This is a genomic window from Mojavia sp., assembly GCF_059505145.1.
On record NZ_JCACKA010000058.1, the window covers coordinates 24,315 to 48,381 of the forward strand.

Genomic DNA, 24,067 nt, shown 5'->3' on the forward strand with positions numbered 1-24,067 from the left:
CTAGCTTTTGGTCATTTGTCAAAAATCATCAACAAATGACTGATGACTAAAATCTCAAGACAGGAATGCTCTTATATCTATTTTTGCCCAGCTTTTATATTGAATTACTACGATACTTTTGCAATTCAGTTCGTAATAGGGCGATTTCTGCTCGCAGTTCATCAATCATGGCTTGTAAGTCAACTGGATCGGTAGTAGCTGACCTAGTGCCTGTGCCTGTGGTAGATTGACCGACATTAGCTGCTTCTGCTGCCCGATTTGCCCGTTCTAAAACTTCATCTGTGAACTGACGCAGCTGCTCTCTAGCTTCAGCATCGAATTTGCCAAGTTCGCTTAAAGCATCAGTTAAAGCGACCTCTAAGCGATCGTTGACTACTTCTGCTACTGCTCTGCCTACGAAAAAGGCTTGTAAAAGTGGGTTACTCATAAATTTTTGTTACGTCTGTCCGCAAGAGAATTATAACTTGCCCGTATGCTTTGCGGCTTCTGCTTGAGTGTTGGGTTGGTGTGGATTTAGAGATTTAGTGTTCCACTTTTCTCACATTTTGCGGTGCAATGCATACCTCTATCGGGCTAGTCAATACAATAATTTTTGCAACGATTCTTTCTAAACACTCAAACAAGTATTTGTCAACTCACTTTAGTATTTCCTTGGGAATAAATTGCTGATAAAATTTTTATGTCTTGGCTCGTTTGCCTAGCACTCTATCTAACACAGATTATTGATTGTTACATTCCAGTAATTCTTGATAACATTGCTCTGGTGTACTAGGTAAATAAGTTGTTATTTGCAAGGTTTGCTGAGTTAACTTGAAACTTTGAGTAATGTTGATGCGGCTGAGGAAATCTATATCGTGGGAAATTACCCAAAGCGCACCTTGGTACTCATTGATACCTGCAACTATTTGCTCAACGGTTTCAATATCCAAGTTATTAGTTGGCTCGTCGAGAATTAACAGATCAATTTCTGAGATAGTGATCATAGCGATCGCCAATCTTGCCAATTCACCTCCACTCAGCACAGATGCGGTTTTGTGAACATCTTCGTATTTAAATAGAAAGTGTCCTAACTGCTGACGTAACAACTGATAGCTGAGATGGGGATTAGCGGCTTGCATATTTTCTAAAATCGTCTGCTGGCGATTTACCAGTTCATAGCTTTGGTCGAGATATACAGCTTTCATCGCTGGTGCAAGCAAAACTTCACCAGACTCCAAAACCGCTTGCGTCTTCATCCCTAAAATTGCCTTTGCCAAACTCGATTTACCTGAACCATTAGCGCCGACAGTAGCAATGCAATCGCCAGAGGCGACGTGCAACTGTATATTCTGAAGTAAAAGGCGTTCTGGCACCCAAAGATTTGCACCTTGAATATCAATCAGATTTCTGCGCTTGTGACTTTTTTCTTCTAGTTGGATACTTGTTGCCTTCGTTGTTTTTACTTTACTATCTGCAAGCTTTTGAGTAGCCTTTGCTACTACTGTCTCATGTTTCTTTTTCGCATTTCCAGCGGATGCTTCAGCTTTGGTTTTAATCAGTCCGGCTGATGCTCTATCAATACTGCCATCGAGAAATTTTGATCGACCTTGACGGTGAGATTGGGCTGCGCGTTGCTGTTCTTGCATAGCTGTAGCTTTTGCACGTTTGAGTTCCTTCCTGGCAACTTCATGTGCTTTCAATACCGCATCTAACTCTATTTCCTTTTGTTTTCGATAATCAGAGAAATTGCCTCCATATACTCTTACTCCCTCAGAAGTGAGTTCCCACGTAACTTGTGTTACCTGATCTAAGAAAAAAGGTTTATGCGAGGCTATGACAAATGCGCCAGCGAAATTTAAGAGAAACTGTCTTAAGCTTTCTAGCGCTAGCAGATCCATGTGGTTTGTCGGTTCATCTAGCAGTAGCACATTTGGCTGTTGAGCTAAAGCGATCGCTAAAAATAGTTTTGTGAGTTCCCCACCGCTTAAATTAGCAATTGGTAGGGATAGATCAAGTGTGGTATGAAATTGTGCCTGCAAAATTTCCTCAATTTTCCACCATTCATCAGATACAGTACTCAGAAAATCAAGTAATGTATCTCCTGTGATTTCTTGCCGGATAGTACTAATTTGGGGTAAATAGGAAACATTACCCTTACACCATACATAACCAGTGCTGGGGCGAGTTTGACCTGCAAGTATTTGAAGTAGCGTTGATTTTCCTACTCCATTACGACCAACTAAAGCAATGCGGTCTCTCATACCAATACTCACCTGAACTTTCTGAAATAAAGTCCTGTTTGATCTGAGTTCGTAACCTAAATCTTCAGCTAATAAAATTGAATTTTTCTGCATTATCAAGCCTAAATTAGGTGATATAGCGTCCACCTACCCATTCAGTGAAATGCTGGGAATATTTTTGTATAGGACGCCAACATAGGGAACAGGCAGAACGCCTATCCCGAAATAAAATTGAGAATGTATTGTTGAAAGTTGTTAAATCATTGGCGTGTTTTACACTCAAAAGTAACTCTGCCGCAGACCTTCAAAGGGCAGTTAAGTGTAGATAATGAATATTATTAATACTTCAAATCACGAGTGCTTTGGGCGAACTCGCTGATTTCTTAGATATTCTTTTGCTTTGACATCCGCTGCTTGCCAGCAACGGTTCTCTAATGTTACTTCATGTCAACTAAATTGATTGAGGCGTTGTGAGATTCTAATTCTCTACAGTTTACCATAACAGAATTTCAGAAGGCTGCTCAATGTTTAATGAAGTGGCAATATAAATTTATCTGATTCACCCCTAGTTTTCGCAGGCTCAACATCCTGTATAAACCGGATAGACGAGACGCCTGTAATAAAAGATTAACGAAAACGAGTAAGCGAAGCAAAACCAAGTAAATTATAATACTGAAGTTTACGCCTTTACTGCAAAGAAAGTATACTAAAACCGAACTGAATAGGTTTTTAGCGTAGATATATTTAATTATGAATATCATTGCAGACTGGACTACAAGACCAAGCTACGGAGATAAATCATTAGTTTTAATAGAATGCGTGTATTAATCACTACTATTTCTACTTTAGCTGCTTTCGCTTTACAGGAATTCAGCCATGAAGCTCAAGCATCTCCTAAACTGGCTGAAGCTCTAAATCTACAACCCCAGACAACCATAGCATCTGAGTCCCAAAATTTGCAAAAAAACCTCAACCAGTCTGGTCATGTCTTAAAAAGTGTAGCTACAGCTTCTAACCTGACTGCTGAGATTTTTACTCCCCGCCTCAAGGAAATAAAAGCTAGTCTAGCCCCAGGCTGGGTAATGCGCTTGCCATCTCACATATCACTCAGCGATAACTGGGAGGGGCAAACTAGCAAATATATTAATGTTTTTTATCTCAGTTCTAGACCAAGTTTAAAAATTAATATTTTTTCCTGTGAACAACAACAAAGTGGTTGCTTGGTTGGTATTATTACCACAGATTTTCAGGCTAATATAGACACTGAGAAAGAGCTAGAAAAATATCAAAACATCGCAACGCCTATTGTTTTGTCTCAAAACATTCAGGGATATTTATTAGAGGGACAAAAGCAAAATCCTAAATCTGAGTTTTCTCATCTGATTTGGCAGCAAGATAATCAATTTTATAAAGTTAGTTACAAAACCCAGTCTTACCAAAAGCTGCTAGAAATAGTAAATTCAATGGTTGAGGCTACACCAATTTACAGCACGAATACATTAGGTGAAGTCACAACATCAGCAGAGAATTCACGGGAAAACCTTGAAGAATCAACGAAGATTAATTTATTTATACCGAGTCGTCGCCCTGTTTTAACAACAGCCGAGCAATTGCGACAAGGGGAAATCTTAACAACTTTGCGTCTACGTCGCTTTTTGACACCAGGGACTGACCTTAGTGAAGGACTCACCGATCAGCCTACTATTGGGTTTAGCTGGGGTGTTACTAATAACCTGGAACTCACTCTAGATGCACAGACAGTTGATAATTCTGGCCCCATCCGTCAGGGTAGTTTTAATGCTCAACGCGTCAATCGAGATGTAAATACTAACAGAAACGCCGGTACAAATTTCTTTCAAGAATTCACTTTACAAGCTAAACAAAGACTTTGGCAGAGTGAGAATGCTACGCAAGCTTTAAGCGGTGTTTTTGCTGTTTCTGTAGGAAATGGAGGTCGTCCTTTCCAATTTTTTGATAATACTGGTATTGTAGCATCAGGAAAAAATCAACAAACGGTTTTCTCCCTAGAATTACCTTATACCATCACACCTAATGACAGCTGGCAGTTTACTTTATCGCCCAAGGTAGGTTTTTTACCTGAAGATAATGCCTTATATCTAAATAGACTTCCTGTACCAAACTCTGGATCTTTTGGTACTACATTTGGGGTAGCAGGAGGTGTGAGTTATAAGCTAAATTCACGATTAATATTATGGGGTGATGCTTTTGTACCATTTACAGGCAATAACACAATTAACCGTGATACAGGTTTGCCTAGTCGCACTATTGCTTACAATGCGGGCTTGAGGTATATAGTTAATCCCCGGTTGTCTACAGATTTATTTGTTTCTAATACTTTAGGTAATACAGGGCCTTTGTCTATAGTGGCAGATAGAGAGTACACTGCCTTAGGCTTTGGTGTGACTTTTTTACCTGGTATTACCAGCGCCAACCGCCGCTATCCCGAACATTTTCGTCCAACCCAGCAACCACCTCCAACTACATACGCTGGATTTAGCAACTTGGATGGAGGTACAGTTCCCCAGAATCAATTATTACTAAGTTTACAAGGAGGAGGGCAGGGAATATTATCTAGCATTCGCTACGGACTGCTAGATGATTTAGAAATTGGTGCTTTTCTCGACTATGTTCCCGGTACTATAGATGAGTCGTTATTTGGGTTCAGCGGTAAGATTCGCTTTTTGCATCAAGCAGACGGTGATCCATTTACCTTAAGTGTTGCAGGCACAATAGCACGGGCAAACAACCCTTTTATTAACTTTATTGAAAATAATCGCAATAGATTTCAAGAACTAGGATTGCAAAAGGCTGGGTTTGCTTTTAGCAACGAGAAATACGAACAAGGAGAATTATTCGTTGTCACTCTCTCTACTCCCATCCACTATCAATTTCAAGGTGGAAGTGCGGCTTGGCTAACTCCTATTTTGGGATTTGTACAACGTAGAGGATTAGAAATTGCTGGGTTCAACATTGGCGGATCAGTTCCTCTGGCTCAAAACTTGTCTGCGATCGCAGAGGTTGGTTTAGACTTAGCAGATAAAGGTAACGGCTTTATTGGCAACCAGCGTGAGACAATTATCCCCTGGACTGTAGGTTTACGTTGGCATCCTGGTTTGTTTTCTGGTCTGCAATTAGAAGCATACGCCACAAACCGGCTTGGTTCCAGTCCTTTTGATAGCCTGAGAGTCAAAGCTGATAATGAAACAACAGTAGGTGTTGGATTACTGTTACCACTTCAGTTCTAATTAGAGAATATTACCTCTTTATTATCGAGATTTGCATCATGCGATCGCTAGATTGCACATATTTTGCATTTCCAGGACGCAACAATAGCGCCATTTCGTCATTGCGACCATAAGTAAGAAATGCCTTCTACTGTCGGAGTACGGCAACTCCTCCGGGGAACGCAAAGCCTTGTTTTTCGTTGCAAATACGTAAGTTTTAATTTATTGACAAATATTTTTAGGAAACTTTCTCGGAATCGCCATTTTTACTTTTGTAGCTTTGTCCATAGCAACAACAAAGTCAACAAATGCACATTGGCATTGCAGATGCTCTTAAGAAAAAATTCCATGCTACCTGTATTTTGCAGGGCAAAAAAATGAACTAAGTAGTAATTGAGCTAATCGAGCAATGGTTAGACAATAACGAATCTAATTCAAGAATTAAATAAAACATTAAGGAGTATAACCTACATGAGTGATGACACCAAACAGTCCAATAATTTCTGGACTACCTTTCCAGGAATTCTTACAGGACTTGCTGCCGTAATTACAGCCGTAGCTGGTTCAGCAGGATTAATTAATGCTGTTAAACCTACGAATCCGGCAACAAATCCTACTGTTGAAACTGTCAAAACTAAAGTTTTAGATGTTTATGCTGACTCTATGCAAGGCACTGAATTTACTAATAAGCAAGATAAAAGTTTACAGATAAAATTTAAAGCTGATGGTAAATGGCAGGCTATTCCTGAAGGTTATACTGGTGCTGGAATTCCTGAGCATGCCAAGGGTTATATTTCAGCCAAAGGCGATCCTGATTTTCTATCTAATACCACACAGTGTAGTAGATTTCCTCTTGGAGCCTTAGTAGTTAAGAGTGATGGGAGTAAATGTATAGCTTATGGTGAGGAAGGTTCATTCGAGCTAGGGCCAAAAGAAACTGTTTATTTTTTAATGAATGATGTTCCCAATCGTCAGCTTTACGATGACAATAAGGGTTCTTTAAAAGTTAATTTATCGATATCGAATGACTGAGAAAGTTACGTCCAAAGTAGTTAAGTATTGATTTCCTCAAAACCACTTTATATCTCTAACTCTTTAACTTGCTAGCTTCAATTTATATTTCTGCTCATTTCAAGCTATTAGTTAGCGATATCTTGAAATGAGCGGAAACGCGAATCATTAAGTATTTACTGAAAGACAAGCCGAAATTTATTCTGCCCCAACTTGAAAATTCACCCCTGCATAAATTTCACTGAAGGAAATTTGAATTTTTTTCACGCAGAGGAGGACACTGTGCCCTTGCGGTTCCACGGCTTGAAGCAAGTGTCCGTCGCGTGGAGGCGCACAAAGGAGAGGATTTATTGAGGGTAATTCTTGGTTAAAAATTCTTGGGCTTCGGTTTTATTTGTAATTACACTATCTAAGGTGGCGGTTAGTAAATTATCGAGGATTTGACGATATTGTGGGCCGGGTTTGTAGCCGAGTTTTTTTAAGTCGTTACCATTGATAATTGGTTGAACATTAGCCCAAACTGTTAAATAATGCCAAATCTGCCGTCGGTGCGATCGCGGGCTTTGCAAAGCGATTAAAATCAGGGTTGGTAAATCATACTGTCGCAGCAAATTGACTACCTGACTGGGGCGTTTAAAATTCGATAATGAAGCTGTTATCTCAGCTTTTATTTCAGCTAAATTCTTCAATCTGCTAATGCTATCCTCTTGCATTTGCAGATTTTTCGCTACTTTCTCTCGATATTCTGGCGATATGTGGGCGATTAATGTTTCTAAGCGCATTTGCCAGTTAATTAAGGTTTCTTGGCGGTCAAATCGTCGCAAACAGCGCTCTAATAAGCGTAGTTGCCGTAAAATTTCTGTATCTAGCTTGAGGGTGGGATGAATACACTGCAATGCCTCCAACTTATCGAGTAACTGTAAAGCGGGTTGCCAGTAAGGAGCTTCCAAGATTTGTTTCAATTCTGCTTTCAGGCGAGTTTGCAAGGCTGGGGTTCTGCTATTTTCTTGTGCAGTGCGATCGTAAACGCCACTGTTGATGGCATAACGGATATAGTCTTCGGTTTGCGGTTCAATCTGAAATCCGAAACGCACGGCGAAGCGCACGCCACGATAAATCCGGGTGGGATCTTCGATAAAGCTGTTAGAGTGTAAAACCCGAATTTGCTTTGCCTGTAAATCTAGTAAGCCACCAAAGAAATCAAGTAATTCACCAGCACGGGGGTAAGTAAGCCGCAGTGCCATGGCGTTGATCGTAAAATCTCGACGATATAAATCTTGACGAATGGAACTAGCCTCGACTTCTGGATTCGCCGCCGGATAAGGATAAAATTCTGTTCTAGCAGTGGCAATATCTACCCATAAAGAATCTAATTCTGGGTCTTTATGCCATAGCAAGGCAGCAGTTTGAAAAGCCCCGTGGATTTCTAAGCGAGCTTCTGGGTAAAGTTGTTGTAGTGCCTTTGCCAGTTCTACACCAGCACCAACATCTGCCGCTTTATGGAAGCCATCGACTACAAGATCAATATCTTTGATTATTAAAGTGCCTGCTGCTTCCTCAGCTAATAGCAAGTCCCGCACAGCACCGCCAACCAGATAAAGATGCCAACCCCGTTTTTCTGCCTCTTGTGATGCTTTGGTCAGCAACTGCCACAATTGAGGAGTCAGGCGATTTTGCAAATCAGTGTTTAGTCCTGAGTGCTGTGTCCTGAGTAAAGGTTGAGATTCAGAACTCAAGGCTTGGAACTCAGCACTGTTTTGATGTAGCTCCCGTAATACATCAGTGCGAGTCACAATCCCTACTAACTGCCCATTTTCCAATACTGGCAAACGCCCAATATCATAAGTCACCATCAGTGCTTCAATTTGTGGCAGTGTTGTATCCGGTGTGATTGTTCTGATGTTTGTTGTCATGTAGCCCTTGACTGGCGCATGACTAAACCCGTGGTGTAAAGCGATATCAAGATCCCGGCGTGAAATAATCCCTAGCAGTTGCCCTTGGGCATCGACTACAGATAAACCAGAGTGCCCATAGCGCAATAAAATGCGCTGTGCTTCTATAATTGTGGTTTCTGGGCGGATTGTGCGGACTGGCGAGGACATCAAGTCTCTAGCTATGGGGGGATGGGGAATAGTAGCTTTGAACTCGTTCTGGAGTTGTTTTAATATTGCTTGTGAATCTACTCCACGTAAATTCAACGATGCTGCTTGCGAATGACCACCACCGCCTAGAGGCTGAAATAATTGGTTGAGATTTGTACCCGGAATCTGCGATCGCCCAATTACTGTTAAACGTGAATCATCTTCTCCCAAAGGATATTCATTTGCCAACAGTAAAGCATCTATTTCTGTTAGCTCCACCAGTTGGGACGCTAAACTCGATAAACCTGGGACAAATTCATTCGTTTTTAAAGTTACTGAAGCAATAGTATATCCACGCAAGCAGAGATAATCTAATTTATCTAAAGCCTCGGTTAATAGTTGTTGCAATTGGGGCGATAAACCAGGGTCAATGTAAGTAGAAATCACTGACAAACTGGTTCCTTGTTGCATTAACCAAGCCAAGGCCAAAGCATCCCGTGGTGTCGCCTGCTCATATGTCAGCGAGCCAGTATCAACATGAATACCTAAAGCCATCACCGTGGCTTCCGCTGGAGAAAGAGAGATTTGGCATTGTTGTAATTGCTCCACCATTAAGGTTGTAGCGGCTCCCACTGGGGCAATATAAGATTGCGTCGCCGGAATATTCCCCTGTTGCCCTACGTGATGGTCATAAACTGTAATTTCCTGAATATTGGGTAAATCTAACCACTCAGCAGCCTTACCCAAGCGATCGCGCTGTTGCGTATCCACCACACTCAGAGAACGAATTTTTTCTGGATTAACTGAACGCCGTTCAATTAAGGGATACTCATCCCGATGCAACGCCAAAAAATCCTTTACAGCTGGGTGAGAGCCGCCAGTTAGCACAATCTTGCTCCCTGGTAGTAACCTCGTCAGCCCTACTGCTGCTCCAAGTGCGTCAAAATCAGCTGTGGTGTGGCAAAGAATTAAGTCCATAGTTGTCAATAGTCAGTGGTCAGTAATCGGTAGTCAGCAGTCAAACCAAACAACTGACAACTGAATATCTAACTAATGACTATAGTGACGCAATTTCTGCTAGCTTAACAATTAAGGAAAAAATGTCAGTGTTACCCTGTACGATATTCTATCTTTAGTATTTCGCTGTCTTGGGAGAAGCCAAAATGACCATAATATTCCAAATCTCTTTGTTGGCACTGGTTCTGCTGTCTTTTGTATTAGTGATTGGTGTTCCCGTTGCTTATGCCACGCCCCAAAATTGGGTTGAATCGAAAAAGCTACTCTGGGTTGGTTCTGGAGTTTGGTTTGCCTTGGTGATTTTAGTCGGGATATTAAACTTTTTTGTCGTATAAGCAATAGCTTACGGGCGCAGTCAAATAGCATAGACACCATAGGGGCAGAAGAGCCAAGTTAAAAAGTGATAAGGATAGATTATTTCTTTCACCTTGTTCTTTTTAGCTGATTGTGCTTTTCTGCTCTTCTACATTTAAACAGGGAATGTATATTGGCCTTAAAGTATAGTTTGTTAAGAGGCAGTCATGGCAGTTTTTGAGGGAACTTTTACTCAAACAGAACCTTTGCGGTTTGCGGTGGTGATTGGTCGATTCAACGACCTAGTTACTGTCAAGCTGCTGGAAGGATGTCAAGATTGCTTGAAACGTCACGGCGTAGATACTAACCCCCACGGCAATCAAGTAGACTACGTTTGGGTTCCAGGAAGTTTTGAAGTACCCGTAGTAGCCCGCCAATTAGCACTTACTCATCGCTATGATGCCGTAATTTGTCTAGGTGCTGTGATTCGAGGGCAAACACCTCATTTTGATTATGTCTCTTCGGAAGTAGCCAAGGGCATTGCCGCCGCAGGCTTTCAAACTGGTGTACCGGTGATTTTTGGCATTTTGACAGCGGATACCATGCAACAAGCCTTAGAAAGAGCAGGCATTAAAAGCAATCATGGTTGGGACTACGCCATGAATGCCCTAGAAATGGCTAGCCTCATGCGGCAATTGCGCTCTAATCTCTCAGAGCCATACTCTCGTAATACCCAATCTCTACCAGCTTCTTTTCCTAGCGCCAGCTTAGGTAATTTTGCGCCTGAGTCAGAAGAACTTGGCTAGGTTAGGGCTGAGGGCTGAGTAATGAGTGCTGAGTTGGAAAATTTAAAACTCAACACTCAAAACTCAAATAAAGGGCTTGACAAACAGGAATAGATGTGGGAAGCTAGTATTCGGTTAAAGATTGCGGGTATAGCTCAGTGGTAGAGCGTCACCTTGCCAAGGTGAATGTCGCGCGTTCGAATCGCGTTACCCGCTTGAAGTAAAGAATAGATCTGACCAAAAGTTTTTTAAGAGAAATTAGCTTAAGCTAATTTTCATATATGTAGCCCATTGTTTTTTTGTACGGTGTACTACACTGGATTAATGGTGGCTATTTTAATAGCGGTGTTGTCAGGTGCAAGCCTATTTTGGCAGTGATATTAGCCAAAATCTACTTAAGAGCAAGAACTAGATAAACTTAAATGATGTTCTGCAACTTCCTGCTCTCAAGAGATGCCTCTGGTTTATTGGACAAAAGAAGTAAAAATACTTAAATGATGACCGCAAAGAATAAACTATGGAGGAATGCTGACCAAGTTTTGATAACCGAAAACAGATGCAGGTGACTCAAAGGAGAACCTATGGCACTGTTGAAAGTTAAATACTTAATTTTCTGGTACTGATTTTTTAGGCATAGTCTATGTGAACGGTTGTTTTATAAGATATCGGCACGTAAACTGAAAATTGTGTCAGATATTCAAATAGAGTAAATGCCTAAAAAACGCAACTATGTTACTTTTTAAGCTACAGATGAAGAGTAGGAAATTCTTAAATAAGGTTGCCAACTACAGGGAAGAACAGCACAAACATATTGTTTGGTCAAAGATCCGAACCTAAAGATGGCAGCTACGACAGCCCGATTTGCCCTCATCTACCCTTGGGAATCATGGCAGTTTTGGCTTCCTATCTTTATCTATATAAAAAAGTTAAACAGCAAGAAACTAGTACCTAAAGCATAAATTAGGGAATAGTATTCTCGCAGCTTGTGAAAAACACGCTCAAGTTATTAGAACGCTTGTGCAATCTCAAAAACCTGAAAAAATTGACTTTAACACGGAATATCCCTGTCCCTGTCGTCGTCGGGGACGGTTAATTCCAATTACGCTGACAGATGCATTTGGTTGCGATCGCTGTCAACAAATCTTTGTGGTGGAAAATGATGCTTATGTCCTAGAGCAACTCTCCACCACTTATCCCTACAAGCGAGCTTGGCGCTGGATGGGTAATACTTGGCATGTTGTTCATCCTCGACTAGGAGAAAGCTATTTGCCGATAGCGCTGGGCATTATTTTCGTGCTAGTGATTATATGGTTACCATTAGCACTGCGATTAGCAAATGGTTCCAGCATTATTGCATGGGCAATGGTGGCGGTGCTGTTGGCTATTCTGCCAGCACTAATGGTCTGGCTTACCTACAGACGTTAACTCAATGACCGTTGAAGCTTTTGATGATAACCCCGAACCAATGAAGAGCGCTAAACGCGCTTATCAAGCTTCCCTAAAATTGGGGATCACAAAGGGAGCAGACCGCAGTCGCGCTGTATTGGCTATGGCACGGGCACTAGAACGGTCATTTGACGACATTCTAGAAGCTAACACCTTGGATTTAGAAGCAAGTCGGGAAATGGCAGTGCCAGAGTTGATTTTAGACTGGCTGAAATTAACTCCCACACGGCTAGAGACGACAGTGGATATCCTACAACGGTTAGGGGAATTATCAGATCCGCTACGGCGGGTGAGAAACGCTGACTATCAACAGGAAGATTCCCAGAGTTACTCCCAGTTAATGCCCTTGGGAGTAATTGGATTTATTTATGAGGCCTTTCCCGATTTAGCGGTGATCGCAGCTGGTTTATGTATCAAAACTGGCAACAGTATCATTCTTAAAGGCAGCACTGAAACCAGCCATTCTAACGAGGCGATCGCTAATGTACTACAAAATGCGATCGCAGAAGTTGGTTTATCACCAAGCTGTTTAGAACTGATTACGGCTGAACATGGCGCTTCCATTCGGGATTTAGTCATCCAAGACCAATACTTAAATCTGGTAATTCCCTATGGACGTTCCAGCTTAGTACAGCAGGTAATGCGCCAGGCTACTTGCCCAGTTTTAAAGTCAGCAATGGGCAACTGTTACCTCTACTGGTCGCTGAATAGCAGCTTGGAAATGGTGCGTTGGATGATTATGGATAGCCATGAAAGCGAACCAGATCCAGTGAATGCCATTGAAAAGGTACTAATTCATCGACAAGCCTTACCATCTTCCTTAGCAGTTCTGTGGAACAGCTTGAAGGAAAAAGGTTTTGAAGTCAAAGGTGATGCAGAATTAGTAGAAGCCTTCCCCCAGTTGCAACTAGCTAAAGAAGGAGAATGGGGAAGCGCTTATTTAACCAAGACAGTAGCTTTTAAATTGGTGGATAGCTTAGAGGCTGCGATCGCCTGGATTAATCAATACAGCAGCGGTCATGCTGACTGCATTGTAACTGAATCCTACCAAGAAAGTCGGCAATTTGCCTTAGGAGTAAACAGCGCTTCTACATATATCAACACCTCCCCACGTTTTTCCCGTAATCCTTCGCGCGGAGATTCAGTATTTTTAGGAATGTCTAACCAAAAAGGTCATCGCCGAGGATTTATTAGCCTGGAAACCTTAACTACAGTCAAGCACATTGTCCAGGGAAATGGTCGGTTTTAAAAGATAAAGCTGGGCAAACAAGTCGAACAAATATTTATTGAGTGCATCTCACATAAAAAAGCCAGCCTACGGAGGCTGGCTTTGTTTGTTTAGCGATACCCTTCTAGGATATTGCGATATTACTTTTCCGCTAAAGCGACATCTGGATATTTTTGATTCAGTTCAGTCCCCATACGTTTTAGCCAACGGAAATTAGAAGTAAGCGCTTCTGTCAAAGTTGGGTAAACATTATACTTCACACCAAATTCTTCGCATAACTCTGCTAATATGGGAGCTATTTTTGGATAATGAATATGGCAAATATGAGGAAATAAATGATGAACAACTTGATAGTTAAGCCCACCTAGGTACCAGTTTAAAAAGTGATTTTTAGGAGCAAAATCAACAGTTGTTCTTATTTGAAAAATTGCCCATTCATCATCAATTTGTTCTGGTTCAGAATTTGGTTGAATAAACTCTGCTGTTTCCAAAACATGAGCCAGCATGAAAACTAAACAAATTAGTACTCCATATGTCATGTAAGTGATCAGAAATCCAAGAATAGTCTGAATAGGTGTGTATCCTATTGCAATTGGTATTGCTAAAAAAAGTGCCAGCCAAATTAATTTACCCCCAAAAAGGATAATCATATCTAGCGGTTTGGGTGTAGGGATTGCATGAGAATGGTATTTACGCTTGAAAACCATTGTATGGATATCAGCAATAGACCAATAAATTGGTATGACTGTATATATAAATAAAATGAATATGTGTTGGAATGAGTGATACCATTTATGCTCCATATAAGGTGTCATACGGACTAATCCATCACCATGTATTTCCACATCATGTCCTAATATATTCGTAAAGGTATGATGTAAAAAATTATGGCGGTATCTCCATAGATAACTAGATACCCCTATGACATCGTATGTCAGACCCAAAACATTATTGACCCATTTCTTACTAGAATAACCGCCATGATTAGCGTCATGTCCGACGCTAAAACCAATAGCAGCAATGCCAAAGCCTAGAAAAACGCAGCCAATTGCTTTGATCCACATTTGCGGCGGGCCGAAGAGAGTAAATGTCCAAGCAGAAATTACCCATCCAAAAATCATCAATGTCTTGATGTACATTGCTGGATTATCTCTAGTCGCAATGTTTTCAGTCTTAAAATAAGCATCAACTCGTTTATTGAGTTCCTTTCTAAAACCAAAGTTTTTAGTAAAGGTTACTCTCGTTGCTTGCGATTGTGTCATAGAAACTACTCAAGTAAATGAAAAATCAATTGATTGGCAGAACTGCATAACCTGAGGCAAAGTTGCAATAATTAACAACCTGACATCTAGCTTTAAAGTTGCTTTTAGAATTGAAAAATTGTCAAGACGACTTTTCTTCTTTATCCTTAGTGCTCATTCATAGGAGGCTGGCATCTTGCTCAACAAGCAGACTAGCACTAGTTAGTCAAAATGTAAAAAAAGGCATAGGGAGATATCAACAAGGGTAAATATCAAATTTCTTAAACTACGCCTAGTATTTAGTTCATAAAATGCTTTCTTTTTATGAGCCTTTGACACAATAACTTTAACCTTGTTGGAAGCAAGGAAATTGTAACTCTGCAATGCAGATATTTGGGATATTTATTAGCTTTCGCCGACCTGCACAAGAATATGTTTCTGACAATTTTTATATGTAAAAATTGCCAGAATAAATATAGCTAACAGAGTAAACAAAAAATTATGAAGAATGAAGTATTTGGATGTATAAGACGTCTGGTGGTACAAAGTTAAAGAAGACTATAAAGCTTTATACCTCATACTTCATACTTCATCTTTTTTATCGCTCTGCGTAATAGTCATTAAAAGTTTTATAACCAACATCAGTTGCATATAGTTGACATTGGTCTGTAATTTGTTTCATTAAAGCCCAAGAAAACTTACCTTCATCATGCAGATAATCGCCCCAATTTTCTTTGATGCTGCTGTAAGCTAATCGCAGATTATAGGAAGGAATCGCAGTTGAAATATGATGGGGAACATGGACATTGATATCGTGGCATAGGACTTCTACCCAGCGTGGGTAATCACAGTGAATAGTGCCGGATAGCTGTGCTAAAGCTTCATTCCACTTGTTAGCTGCCAAAAAAGGAACATCTGAGGCAGTGTGGTGAACGATAGTAAAAGTACTCATCCAAAAGTGGTAAACCATCCAGGGTAAAAGCCAAAATTTGACAAATCCCCAAATACCAGTTGTAGCGATGAGAACAGGAAAAGCAACCGCTGCAAACAGAACTACTACAGCTACCGAGAGTTTAACACTTGATTGGTCTTTAGCTTTAAAGTTACGCCAATCAAAATGTACAACTGCCCAATGTCCGATAGAACCTACCCACCAGAGGCGGTTACGCATGAAACCTTCAAAAGCTGACTGCCTGAACGTATCCCATGTTTCAAAGACTTCTGGTCTGATGGGATGCCAAGCATTATCCTCATCCAGCTTATTGGTATGAGTATGGTGATAATTATGTTTAATACGCCAACTGTGAAATGGGTAAATCAACGGCAGCATGAATAGATGCCCTACTAAATTGTTTACCCAGCGACGGTTAGCAAATGAACGATGACCACAATCATGAGCAATTACAAAAAAACCTGTTAAAGCTGTGCCCGTAAAAATCCAAGCTAGGGGCAAGAGAAACCAGGGAGCAATTGCCAAACTTAAGTAGCCCAAGGCAACCATTAAAACACTGAGCAGCGCTCTTGTCCAAGCTTTACGCCTATCCTTCTGAAAACACTCCTTTGGTAGAGTTTTGATAATGTCTTTTAGCCTCAGGTCGGAATTACCAAGGTCGTAAACTTGTTTCTGATTCTTGATTATTGATGTAGTCATGAAAACCTGAAAAACAACAAAAACTACCACCAACACACCACAAAGTGGTTTGCCGCAAAGTTTCTTTACATTAGCGTCTCGGATTATAGCAACCTAACCCACTCTTTTTTCGCAATTAGGAAATGGATATTCGGTTGCTGAAAAAATTTCGTCGCCAATTAACTGTCTATAGCCAACGGTCTCATGTGAAGCTTTGGCTGACAATTAACAACTTGATTACGACTTTTTATCTGCCAGCTTCACATTTGTAGCGAGACCAAGCACTTGCAGCAATTGAATAGTCATCCAAGTCATGTCAATTTCCCACCATTCCAAGCCGTGACGAGCTGAGTATTGGAAAGCATGGTGGTTATTGTGCCAGCCTTCACCAAACACTAGTAAGGCTACCCACCAGCAGTTAGTCGAGCGATCGCCAGATTCATGGCTGCGATAACCAAATTTATGAGTCGCACTGTTTACCAACCAAGTACAGTGGTAAACCCAAACAATGCGAACAAAAATTCCCCAAACAACCATTGGCCAACCGCCTATAGCCAATAGCAATAAACCCAGAGCCACTTGGACTAAAATGAAATATTTTTGTAAAAACTGATAAACTGGGTCATCGGCAATGTCTTTAGTGAAGCGAGGAACTTCTGCGTGAGCAGGTGCGTAATGAATCAGCCAACCCATGTGACTCCACCAAAAACCCTTATTAGAATCATGGGGATCTTGTTCAGTATCCGAGTGCAAATGATGGATACGGTGCGTACCTACCCACTCAATTGGCCCACCTTGACAGGCAAGAGTTCCGAACAACACCAGTAAATATTCCAGCCACTTGGGAGTTTGAAAACTGCGATGGGTAACAAGGCGGTGAAACCCTAAAGTAATTCCTAAACCACCAGTTATCCAGTAGAGCAATAAACCGACACCAACTGCACTCCAGCTAAAGTTGCTAGGAACCAGGGCAAACAGAGCTCCGATGTGCAGAGCAAGGAAAAATAGGGTGTTAACCCAGTTAATTTGAAGTTTGGTTGAGGTAGCAATTGTCATGCAGGAACCTGAATAGGAATGATCGTTAAGCCTAATCTGCGCGATCTAAAAATCCGCATATCTAGTTTTTTGTGAATGAGGAACCAATGAACAGCTTGGAACAGCTGCGGCAAGCAGAACAGGCACTGATAGAGATTTTTTCTGGAATTGACGCTCAGGTCAAGCAAAATCTTCAAAAAGTGCTAGATGCCTTTCGTCATCAACGTGTAGGCGCACACCATTTTGCGGGTGTAAGTGGCTATGGCCACGATGATTTAGGACGAGAAACTTTAGATAAAGTATTTGCCGAAGTAATGGGTGCCGAAGCTGCGGCAGTGCGGGTGCAGTTTGTTTCAGGGACTCATGCGATCGCTTGTGCCTTGTTTGGTGTACTCCGTCCTGGGAATGAAATGTTAGCAGTGGTTGGTTCTCCTTACGATACGCTTGAAGAAGTAATTGGTTTACGGGGTAATGGCCAAGGTTCCCTTATTGAGTTTGGCATAAATTACCGACAATTGGAGCTAACCTCAGACGGAACGATAGATTGGCAAGTTTTAAGCCATAGTGTAGATGAAAACACTCGTTTAGTCTTAATTCAGCGTTCTTGTGGCTATTCTTGGCGTCCTAGTTTATCCATTGCTGACATAGAAAAAATTGTCCACTTAGTCAAACAGCAAAATCCCCACACCATTTGCTTTGTAGACAACTGCTACGGCGAATTCATCGAAACTAGAGAACCCACAGCCGTCGGTGCTGATTTAATGGCGGGTTCATTGATTAAAAATCCTGGTGGCACTATTGTCACTGCTGGCGGATATGTCACTGGTCGTACTGACTTAGTAGAAGCTGCTGCTTGCCGCCTCACTGCTCCTGGTATTGGTAGTTATGGTGGTGCTACTTTTGACCAAAATCGTCTTTTGTTCCAAGGCTTATTTCTAGCACCGCAGATGGTAGGCGAGGCGATGAAAGGAACCCACCTTACTGGTTATGTATTTGACAAACTTGGTTATCCCGTGAATCCAGCTCCTTTAGCTCCCCGTCGGGATGTGATTCAGGCAATCAAACTTGGTTCTGCCGAAAAGCTGATTGCCTTCTGTAAAGCTGTACAACAGAATTCTCCCATCGGTTCCTACCTTGACCCTATTCCTGATGAAATGCCGGGGTATGAGAGCCAGGTAGTTATGGCTGGGGGGACATTTATCGAGGGCAGTACCTTGGAATTCTCAGCAGATGGGCCTTTGCGTGAGCCGTATGTAGTTTATTGCCAAGGTGGGACTCATTGGACTCATATTGCGATCGCATTAGAGGCAGCGATAGAAGCAGTAGGGATGGCTTAAGAAAAGCTCACGCAAAGGCGCAAAGAAAGATGAATGAGAACGAGATTGCCAAAATTATTGTTGATGGTGGTTACAAGGTTCACACAACTTTGGGGCCGGGGTTGCTGGAATCTGTGTATCAGACTGTTCTGGAGTATGAGTTACGGAACCGAGGATTGCGGGTAGAAGCAGAGCAACCCATACCCGTAGTTTATGAAGGTGTGCGTTTGGAAGTGGGGTTTCGTGCCGACCTCATAGTTGAAGATCAAGTCATTGTTGAACTCAAATCGGTAGAAACAGTTCATCCGATACATAAAAAGCAACTACTAACCTAACCTTCGCCTTGGCAACAAACGCCTTGGTTTACTCATCAACTTTGGAGCCTTTTTGATCAAAGACGGTATCTCGCGGGTAGTAAATGGATTGTAAAAATTATGACATTAAAGACGCGAAGTTCGGCTTTTACTCTTTCCTTTGCGTCTTTGCGCCTTTGCGTGAGCTATTCTTTCGGTAACTTATATTGCCCAACGATCCGTTTAGCATACTCCGGCACATGCGTCTCTAACTTCTCCGGATGATTCCGCTTCACATACAAATAATTCCTTGTAAAGTGCGAATCAATCGAAAACCGAGCATATTCCAGACCTTTCGGCCCAATTCTTTCAATGACCACACCCATCAATTTTGCTGCCCACATCGGTAAGGTAACGGCTTTATCATAAGCGGGAATGCTTTGTTGTACAGCTTCTTTACGGTTACCTTCGGACATGACAGGTTGGGTGTCTAACTGGTCTTTCACCAAGTCAAGCATTTGTTTGCCTGTATCATTTCTTACTACAATCCATTGCCAGCCGAAGGGTGCGCCCATATAGCCAACTACTAAATCTGCCAGAGAGTTAACGTAATCAAAGCAACTCATGCAAGAAGGGGCAAATACATCTTTGAGTTGATTTGTCTTCAATCCAAAGAAAGGTACTGTTTCCGTAGAACCATCTTCATGTTTGAAGTGAACTCGGAAGTCTTGCATGAATTCGTAATGCACGACTGTTTCAGGCGATCGGCTGGTGGTTTCTAAGAATTTTTGCAGTCCAGCGCGGCTAACGTTATCTACGCAAGGTGTACCTAAAACATATAGTTTTTCTAACCCAAGTTGTTTTTCTACGGCTCTTAATGCCTGGATTTGACAACCAACTCCAATTACTAATAGCCGCTTCATCCCTGATTTTTCTATCTGTTCTAAAACAGAAAGATTGGGCGATAGTGTTGGTTTGTTTACTTTAGCTGCCAGTATTTCCTCTGGAGTACGGGCGATGATGGGCATAGGTTGAAAGCGGTCTTCTTTGGTGTTTTGGACGCAAACAACACCTTCAACTATGCCACGATTCAACATTTCAATAGCAATGCTGCTGACAATACCCGTCCATTGTGCGCCTTCGATGGGCTGCTGTTTTCGCGCCGCTATCATGTCTTGATGAACACCGAAGTAGAGTTCATCAGGGTTATCGAGATTGCGAGGGCGGGTGTGCGCTTGTTCTTCAAGTTCGCCTATCTGCTGATTAATGAAGGCGCAAGCTTCTTTGACGTAGTGAATGTAGTATGTATCGCACAGTCCGCACTCGCTACAAAGTTCTTTCGCAGGGCGGCGGCTAGTAGGTTTTAAGGCTTTGGCTTTTTTGTGAGGAGAAACCGAGGTCATATCAAATTCTTTGTGTTATCCAGGCATAGCTTTTATTACAATACCGTCACTAGCTATGAACTTTACGATAGAAATTGAACAAGAAGAGGATGGACGCTTTTTGGCAGAAGTGATGCATTTTCCTGGAGTTATTGCTTATGGGCAGACCAGGGAAGAAGCAGTTGCCAAAGTTCAAGCTTTAGCTTTGCGTGTATTGGCAGATAGGCTAGAACATGGGGAAGTAACGCCAAATCTAAGATAGCGAAATACAGCTTTGCGTAAAATCGTAATATTTTTAAACGCAGAGGAACGCAAAGTTTTGCCTAATTTAATTAGCTACGAAGTAATTAAATATTGTACTGAAACTTTTCTGACGTAGTATTAAAAGCAAAAGTTAAGGCTTAAGTAATTTTGACGAAGACGCAACAGTATTAATTAGTCTACGCTCTGGGTAATAAGGCCACTCAAATAAATTTATGGGATTTTACGATCAAAATCAATCATCACAGGATGCGCTACAAAAGTTACGCCAAGGAGCAAGCCACTCCAGAGCAGCCCAAGAAATTGCTCAACGAGACTATGCGAAAGCTCAAGCTGAAGCTGATAAATGGGAACAAGAATATCAACTTGCTTTAAAAGGAAGTAATCAGGATTTAATTCGTCAAGCAAAATTTCAAAAAGAACGATACCAAGCAATTGCTAGTAGGCTAAAAACTCTGGTAGAGAAGCAACAACCAAAAGTAGACGCAATTAACAGTAGTTTGACATCTTGGGAGAAAAAGGTTTTAGAAGCACAGAATGAAGTATTAAGTAGTAAGCCTAACACCAGTGAAGTTTCACCGACATTTATCATCTGTGAATATGAAGATGTTGATGATGAATTACAGCGACTTAAAGAAGCATTATTACTACCACCTAAACCTCAAGAGAAAACTAAAGCTAAAAAAGGCCATACAGTGCTTTTAGCAGAGGCTATTCACGAGATAGAAGAAACTTTAAACAACGCTGTTGTTAATCAGGAAGGGATTCATAAAGAATTTGAAAAAGCGCAGAAAGAAGCTAAATACTGGAACGAAAAAGCTCAGACAGCTTTGATAAACAATGATGATGATTTAGCCCTTCAAGCTGTAGTAAATAAAAAAGCTCAGAATAAAATTGTATTTATTCTTCAAACTCAGCTTCAGCATCAGGAAGCAACAGTAGATATTCTTGTAAGAAACCTGAGTGCTCTAGAAAATATCAAAAAACTAGTATTTATTACTGAAGATTAAATGTAGCTGCTAATTTTTGTTAATCCGAAAAATTTTTAGCCAGTGACAGATATAAACCTCGTGACACAAAACTTTAAAACAGGTGCAGCATTTATTGCTGGAGGCAGCATAACAGGCGTTGGTGTTTCTGCAACAGTTGGCGGGATGGGATTAGCCGGAGGATTTGGCGCTGTTGGGCTTGGTACAGTTCCAGTAGTTGGCATTGGTGCTGTGGGTGGTGCAGCTGCTTATGGTGCTTTTAAAGCAATAGCAAAAGGAGATGCGGCTGCTTTCGGTGCAATGGGAATTGGCGTAGTTGGTGCTGCTGGCTTTTCTAGCGTCGTTGGTGGGATGGGATTAGTTGCACCAAAAATAGGGCTGGCGTTTGGTATTGGCACAGTACCTATGGTAGGGGTTGGTGCAGTAGCGGGAATCGCCGCCTATGGTATTGCCAAGTTGTTAGACGAATCAGAAATTCGGGAAACTTCTGCACAGGTTTTGGAACGAATGGAGGAGAAAGTCTTGCAGATGGATTATTATGCCGCAGCCGTGATGGAGTTAGAGGCGTTTTTATCTGGTGAACATCTCAATCAAAAATTTGCGGCTTTAGAAGTCGAAGATGAGTTTCAAGTATTGAAGGCTGAATTAAAGCAAAAGCTAGAACCTAATTGCGAGAAATTTGTCAACTCTGAAGCTTCTACTCCCAAAAGTGAAACAAAAATAGTTCCTGTCAAAATCCAGCCGCCTGAAAATTGGAAATGTGTACACACACTCAAGGGACACTTAGCGGCAGTGAATGCGATCGCTATCAGTCCTGATGGTAATATTTTTACTACTGGCAGTGATGATCGGCAAGTTCATCTGTGGAATTTGACAACGGGAAAATGGCTTTATACGTTCTCTGGACAAGCAGAGGCAGTTTTATCTGTAGCTATCAGCCCGGATGGGCAGAAGATTATTAGTGGTAGTGTTGATCGCAAAATCAGTAGTTGGCAGATAGTTACAAAAAAATTCTTACAGACATATTTTTATCTCAACTCTCCCTACAGTCATAATGGTTTTATTCACTCAGTTGCCTTCAGTCCTGATGGTAAATATGTTGTGAGTGGTAGTGGTGACAAGACAATTAGAATTTGGGGAGGATATACAGGAACAGTTAAATGCACTTTGAATGGACATTCTGATGCAGTTTTGTCTGTTACTGTCAGTTCTGACGGCAAAACCATTGCTAGTGCTAGCGCCGATAAGACTATCAGACTTTGGGATGTCAACACTTGGAAACAGCGTTGCATTTTATCTAAACATTTGGGAGCAGTTAATACAGTTGTTATTAGTCCTGATAGCCAAACTTTAATTAGTGGTAGTACAGACACCACAATCAAACTGTGGAATCTCAACACCGGAGAATTACTTCTTACCCTAACTGGACACTCAACGGCGGTTTTATCTGTTAGCATCACCACTGATGGAAATACCCTAGCTAGTAGCAGCAGCGATGGTATTATCAAAATTTGGAATGTACAAACAGGGGAACTAATACAAACTCTATCTGGCCGTAGCCCAGTGGCTTTTAGTCCTGATGGAAAAACCCTGTTAAGTGGCGGTAATAATGGTACAACCAAAATTTGGCATCAAACTCAAAGCTTCCATAACTTGACACTCGACACTATACTTTCAGGGCAATGGTGGGAAGTCTTAGGCATAGATCGGCACGCTCATCCCAAAGATGTGAAGCTTGCTTACCGACGATTGGCAAGATTGTACCATCCTGATGTCAACCCTTCTGGGAGTGCTAAAGCCTCAACACAAGCGGTTAATCAGGCTTATCAGAAGTTTCAGGAGCAATTGAACGCTGATAAATGGAGCAAATTACATTAATTGAGTTACTAACATCAGAACAGATTCAAGCGTTCACCTCTCCTCTGCACCTTTGCGCCTCTGCGTGAACCTCATTTCATATAGCGAACCTAAAAGCGATCGCTCCTGCAACCTAGCAATTTGTGTATAACACTACATTGTTATACAGTCAAAATTGGCCAATCTATATATTTACCAAAAATTACGATAAATTTCCGAAAAAATTACCATATATCTGTATAGATAGTTATAGCATTTTGTATATTTTCGTATTTAGCAAAATTACTCTATTTTTCTTATGTAGGGTTACGCTGCTTTCAGCTTGGTTTTTAAATTTTCGCTTTTGTTTCAAGAATGACTTTAACTGCGCGTGTATTAGCTATTCTTACTGTATAAAGCAGAATTCAAGGTCTTTTATTTCTGGCTATTGTGTACATTGCATTGTTTAACTTTACTTGCAGAATACCTACCATTTGATGGACAAGTAAAGTAAAATATCTAGCCATTTAGAAGGATTTAAATTTTAATTTTATCAGTTACGCATATTGCATATTCTGAGAAAATGTTATAAATTATTAAGTTATGGGGGAGTCAATTAATTTGTAGCCTCAAAAAATAAATCCTAGTCAAGTAAATATACGGTCACTGTTTAAACCTTAAGTAAACCCTAAACAGTACTAGAAATATATTTTTGTTTGGGAATGCAAAGATTCCGCATATGAAAACGGAGTATATAA

At 41.1% G+C, this 24,067-nt stretch carries 19 protein-coding genes and 1 tRNA gene; 13 read left to right on the forward strand and 7 right to left on the reverse strand.

What is annotated here, in order from left to right; translation table 11 throughout:
- Positions 1–94: 94 nt before the first annotated feature.
- On the reverse strand, positions 95–427 hold the full coding sequence (locus AC5JL8_RS11740) for a DUF6825 family protein (RefSeq protein WP_495879956.1): 333 nt from the start codon (positions 425–427) through the stop codon (positions 95–97).
- 292 nt (positions 428–719) lie between these two features.
- On the reverse strand, positions 720–2,333 hold the full coding sequence (gene abc-f, locus AC5JL8_RS11745) for a ribosomal protection-like ABC-F family protein (RefSeq protein WP_495879957.1): 1,614 nt from the start codon (positions 2,331–2,333) through the stop codon (positions 720–722).
- 701 nt (positions 2,334–3,034) lie between these two features.
- Here abc-f and AC5JL8_RS11750 point away from each other — a divergent pair.
- Together AC5JL8_RS11750 and AC5JL8_RS11755 are read left to right on the forward strand one after the other, a co-directional pair.
- A complete protein-coding gene (locus AC5JL8_RS11750) occupies positions 3,035–5,485 on the forward strand; it encodes a hypothetical protein (protein ID WP_495879958.1) in 2,451 nt (816 codons plus the stop codon).
- Positions 5,486–5,935: 450 nt separating this feature from the next.
- Positions 5,936–6,496, forward strand: coding sequence for a hypothetical protein (locus AC5JL8_RS11755; RefSeq protein WP_495879959.1), 561 nt, complete (start codon positions 5,936–5,938; stop codon positions 6,494–6,496).
- A 326-nt stretch (positions 6,497–6,822) separates the two neighbouring features.
- Here the strand turns inward: AC5JL8_RS11755 and AC5JL8_RS11760 are convergent, their stop codons facing one another.
- The gene (locus tag AC5JL8_RS11760; RefSeq protein WP_495879960.1) at positions 6,823–9,534 is read right to left on the reverse strand and encodes a CBS domain-containing protein; all 2,712 of its coding nucleotides are present in this window, start codon (positions 9,532–9,534) and stop codon (positions 6,823–6,825) included.
- Between the two features lie 185 nt (positions 9,535–9,719).
- Between AC5JL8_RS11760 and psbZ the strand changes: the two genes are divergently transcribed.
- The 6 genes from psbZ (at position 9,720) to AC5JL8_RS11790 (ending at position 13,347) form a co-directional block, all read left to right on the forward strand.
- Entirely contained in the window at positions 9,720–9,908 is a 189-nt protein-coding gene (gene psbZ / locus AC5JL8_RS11765) for a photosystem II reaction center protein PsbZ (protein ID WP_495879961.1), read from the forward strand.
- Between the two features lie 186 nt (positions 9,909–10,094).
- Positions 10,095–10,673: a 6,7-dimethyl-8-ribityllumazine synthase gene (gene ribH, locus AC5JL8_RS11770; RefSeq protein ID WP_495879962.1), complete on the forward strand. Its 579-nt coding sequence runs from the start codon at positions 10,095–10,097 to the stop codon at positions 10,671–10,673.
- 123 nt (positions 10,674–10,796) lie between these two features.
- A tRNA-Gly gene (locus AC5JL8_RS11775) sits at positions 10,797–10,868 on the forward strand.
- A gap of 595 nt (positions 10,869–11,463) precedes the next feature.
- Positions 11,464–11,604: a hypothetical protein gene (locus tag AC5JL8_RS11780; protein WP_495879963.1), complete on the forward strand. Its 141-nt coding sequence runs from the start codon at positions 11,464–11,466 to the stop codon at positions 11,602–11,604.
- Positions 11,605–11,669: 65 nt separating this feature from the next.
- Positions 11,670–12,077, forward strand: coding sequence for a hypothetical protein (locus AC5JL8_RS11785; RefSeq protein ID WP_495879964.1), 408 nt, complete (start codon positions 11,670–11,672; stop codon positions 12,075–12,077).
- 4 nt (positions 12,078–12,081) lie between these two features.
- Complete coding sequence (locus tag AC5JL8_RS11790; protein ID WP_495879965.1) at positions 12,082–13,347, forward strand: glutamate-5-semialdehyde dehydrogenase; 1,266 nt, start codon at positions 12,082–12,084, stop codon at positions 13,345–13,347.
- 119 nt (positions 13,348–13,466) lie between these two features.
- On the opposite strand, the gene AC5JL8_RS11795 is transcribed toward AC5JL8_RS11790, so the two are convergent.
- From AC5JL8_RS11795 to AC5JL8_RS11805, 3 genes are all read right to left on the reverse strand, one after another.
- Positions 13,467–14,588: a fatty acid desaturase family protein gene (locus AC5JL8_RS11795; protein ID WP_495879966.1), complete on the reverse strand. Its 1,122-nt coding sequence runs from the start codon at positions 14,586–14,588 to the stop codon at positions 13,467–13,469.
- A 577-nt stretch (positions 14,589–15,165) separates the two neighbouring features.
- Complete coding sequence (locus AC5JL8_RS11800; RefSeq protein WP_495879967.1) at positions 15,166–16,218, reverse strand: fatty acid desaturase; 1,053 nt, start codon at positions 16,216–16,218, stop codon at positions 15,166–15,168.
- A gap of 216 nt (positions 16,219–16,434) precedes the next feature.
- Positions 16,435–17,253, reverse strand: coding sequence for an acyl-CoA desaturase (locus tag AC5JL8_RS11805; protein WP_495879968.1), 819 nt, complete (start codon positions 17,251–17,253; stop codon positions 16,435–16,437).
- A gap of 86 nt (positions 17,254–17,339) precedes the next feature.
- On the opposite strand from AC5JL8_RS11805, the gene AC5JL8_RS11810 reads away from it, so the two are divergent.
- Positions 17,340–18,569, forward strand: a complete 1,230-nt coding sequence (locus tag AC5JL8_RS11810) for a methionine gamma-lyase family protein (protein ID WP_495879969.1) — start codon at positions 17,340–17,342, stop codon at positions 18,567–18,569.
- Between the two features lie 29 nt (positions 18,570–18,598).
- Positions 18,599–18,883, forward strand: coding sequence for a GxxExxY protein (locus AC5JL8_RS11815; RefSeq protein WP_495879970.1), 285 nt, complete (start codon positions 18,599–18,601; stop codon positions 18,881–18,883).
- A gap of 164 nt (positions 18,884–19,047) precedes the next feature.
- Here the strand turns inward: AC5JL8_RS11815 and AC5JL8_RS11820 are convergent, their stop codons facing one another.
- Positions 19,048–20,244, reverse strand: coding sequence for a Coenzyme F420 hydrogenase/dehydrogenase, beta subunit C-terminal domain (locus AC5JL8_RS11820; protein ID WP_495879971.1), 1,197 nt, complete (start codon positions 20,242–20,244; stop codon positions 19,048–19,050).
- A gap of 55 nt (positions 20,245–20,299) precedes the next feature.
- Between AC5JL8_RS11820 and AC5JL8_RS11825 the strand changes: the two genes are divergently transcribed.
- From AC5JL8_RS11825 to AC5JL8_RS11835, 3 genes are all read left to right on the forward strand, one after another.
- A complete protein-coding gene (locus AC5JL8_RS11825) occupies positions 20,300–20,485 on the forward strand; it encodes a type II toxin-antitoxin system HicB family antitoxin (protein ID WP_495879972.1) in 186 nt (61 codons plus the stop codon).
- 214 nt (positions 20,486–20,699) lie between these two features.
- Positions 20,700–21,494, forward strand: coding sequence for a PspA/IM30 family protein (locus AC5JL8_RS11830; protein ID WP_495879973.1), 795 nt, complete (start codon positions 20,700–20,702; stop codon positions 21,492–21,494).
- A gap of 60 nt (positions 21,495–21,554) precedes the next feature.
- The gene (locus AC5JL8_RS11835; RefSeq protein WP_495879974.1) at positions 21,555–23,351 is read left to right on the forward strand and encodes a DnaJ domain-containing protein; all 1,797 of its coding nucleotides are present in this window, start codon (positions 21,555–21,557) and stop codon (positions 23,349–23,351) included.
- Positions 23,352–24,067 lie beyond the last annotated feature (716 nt).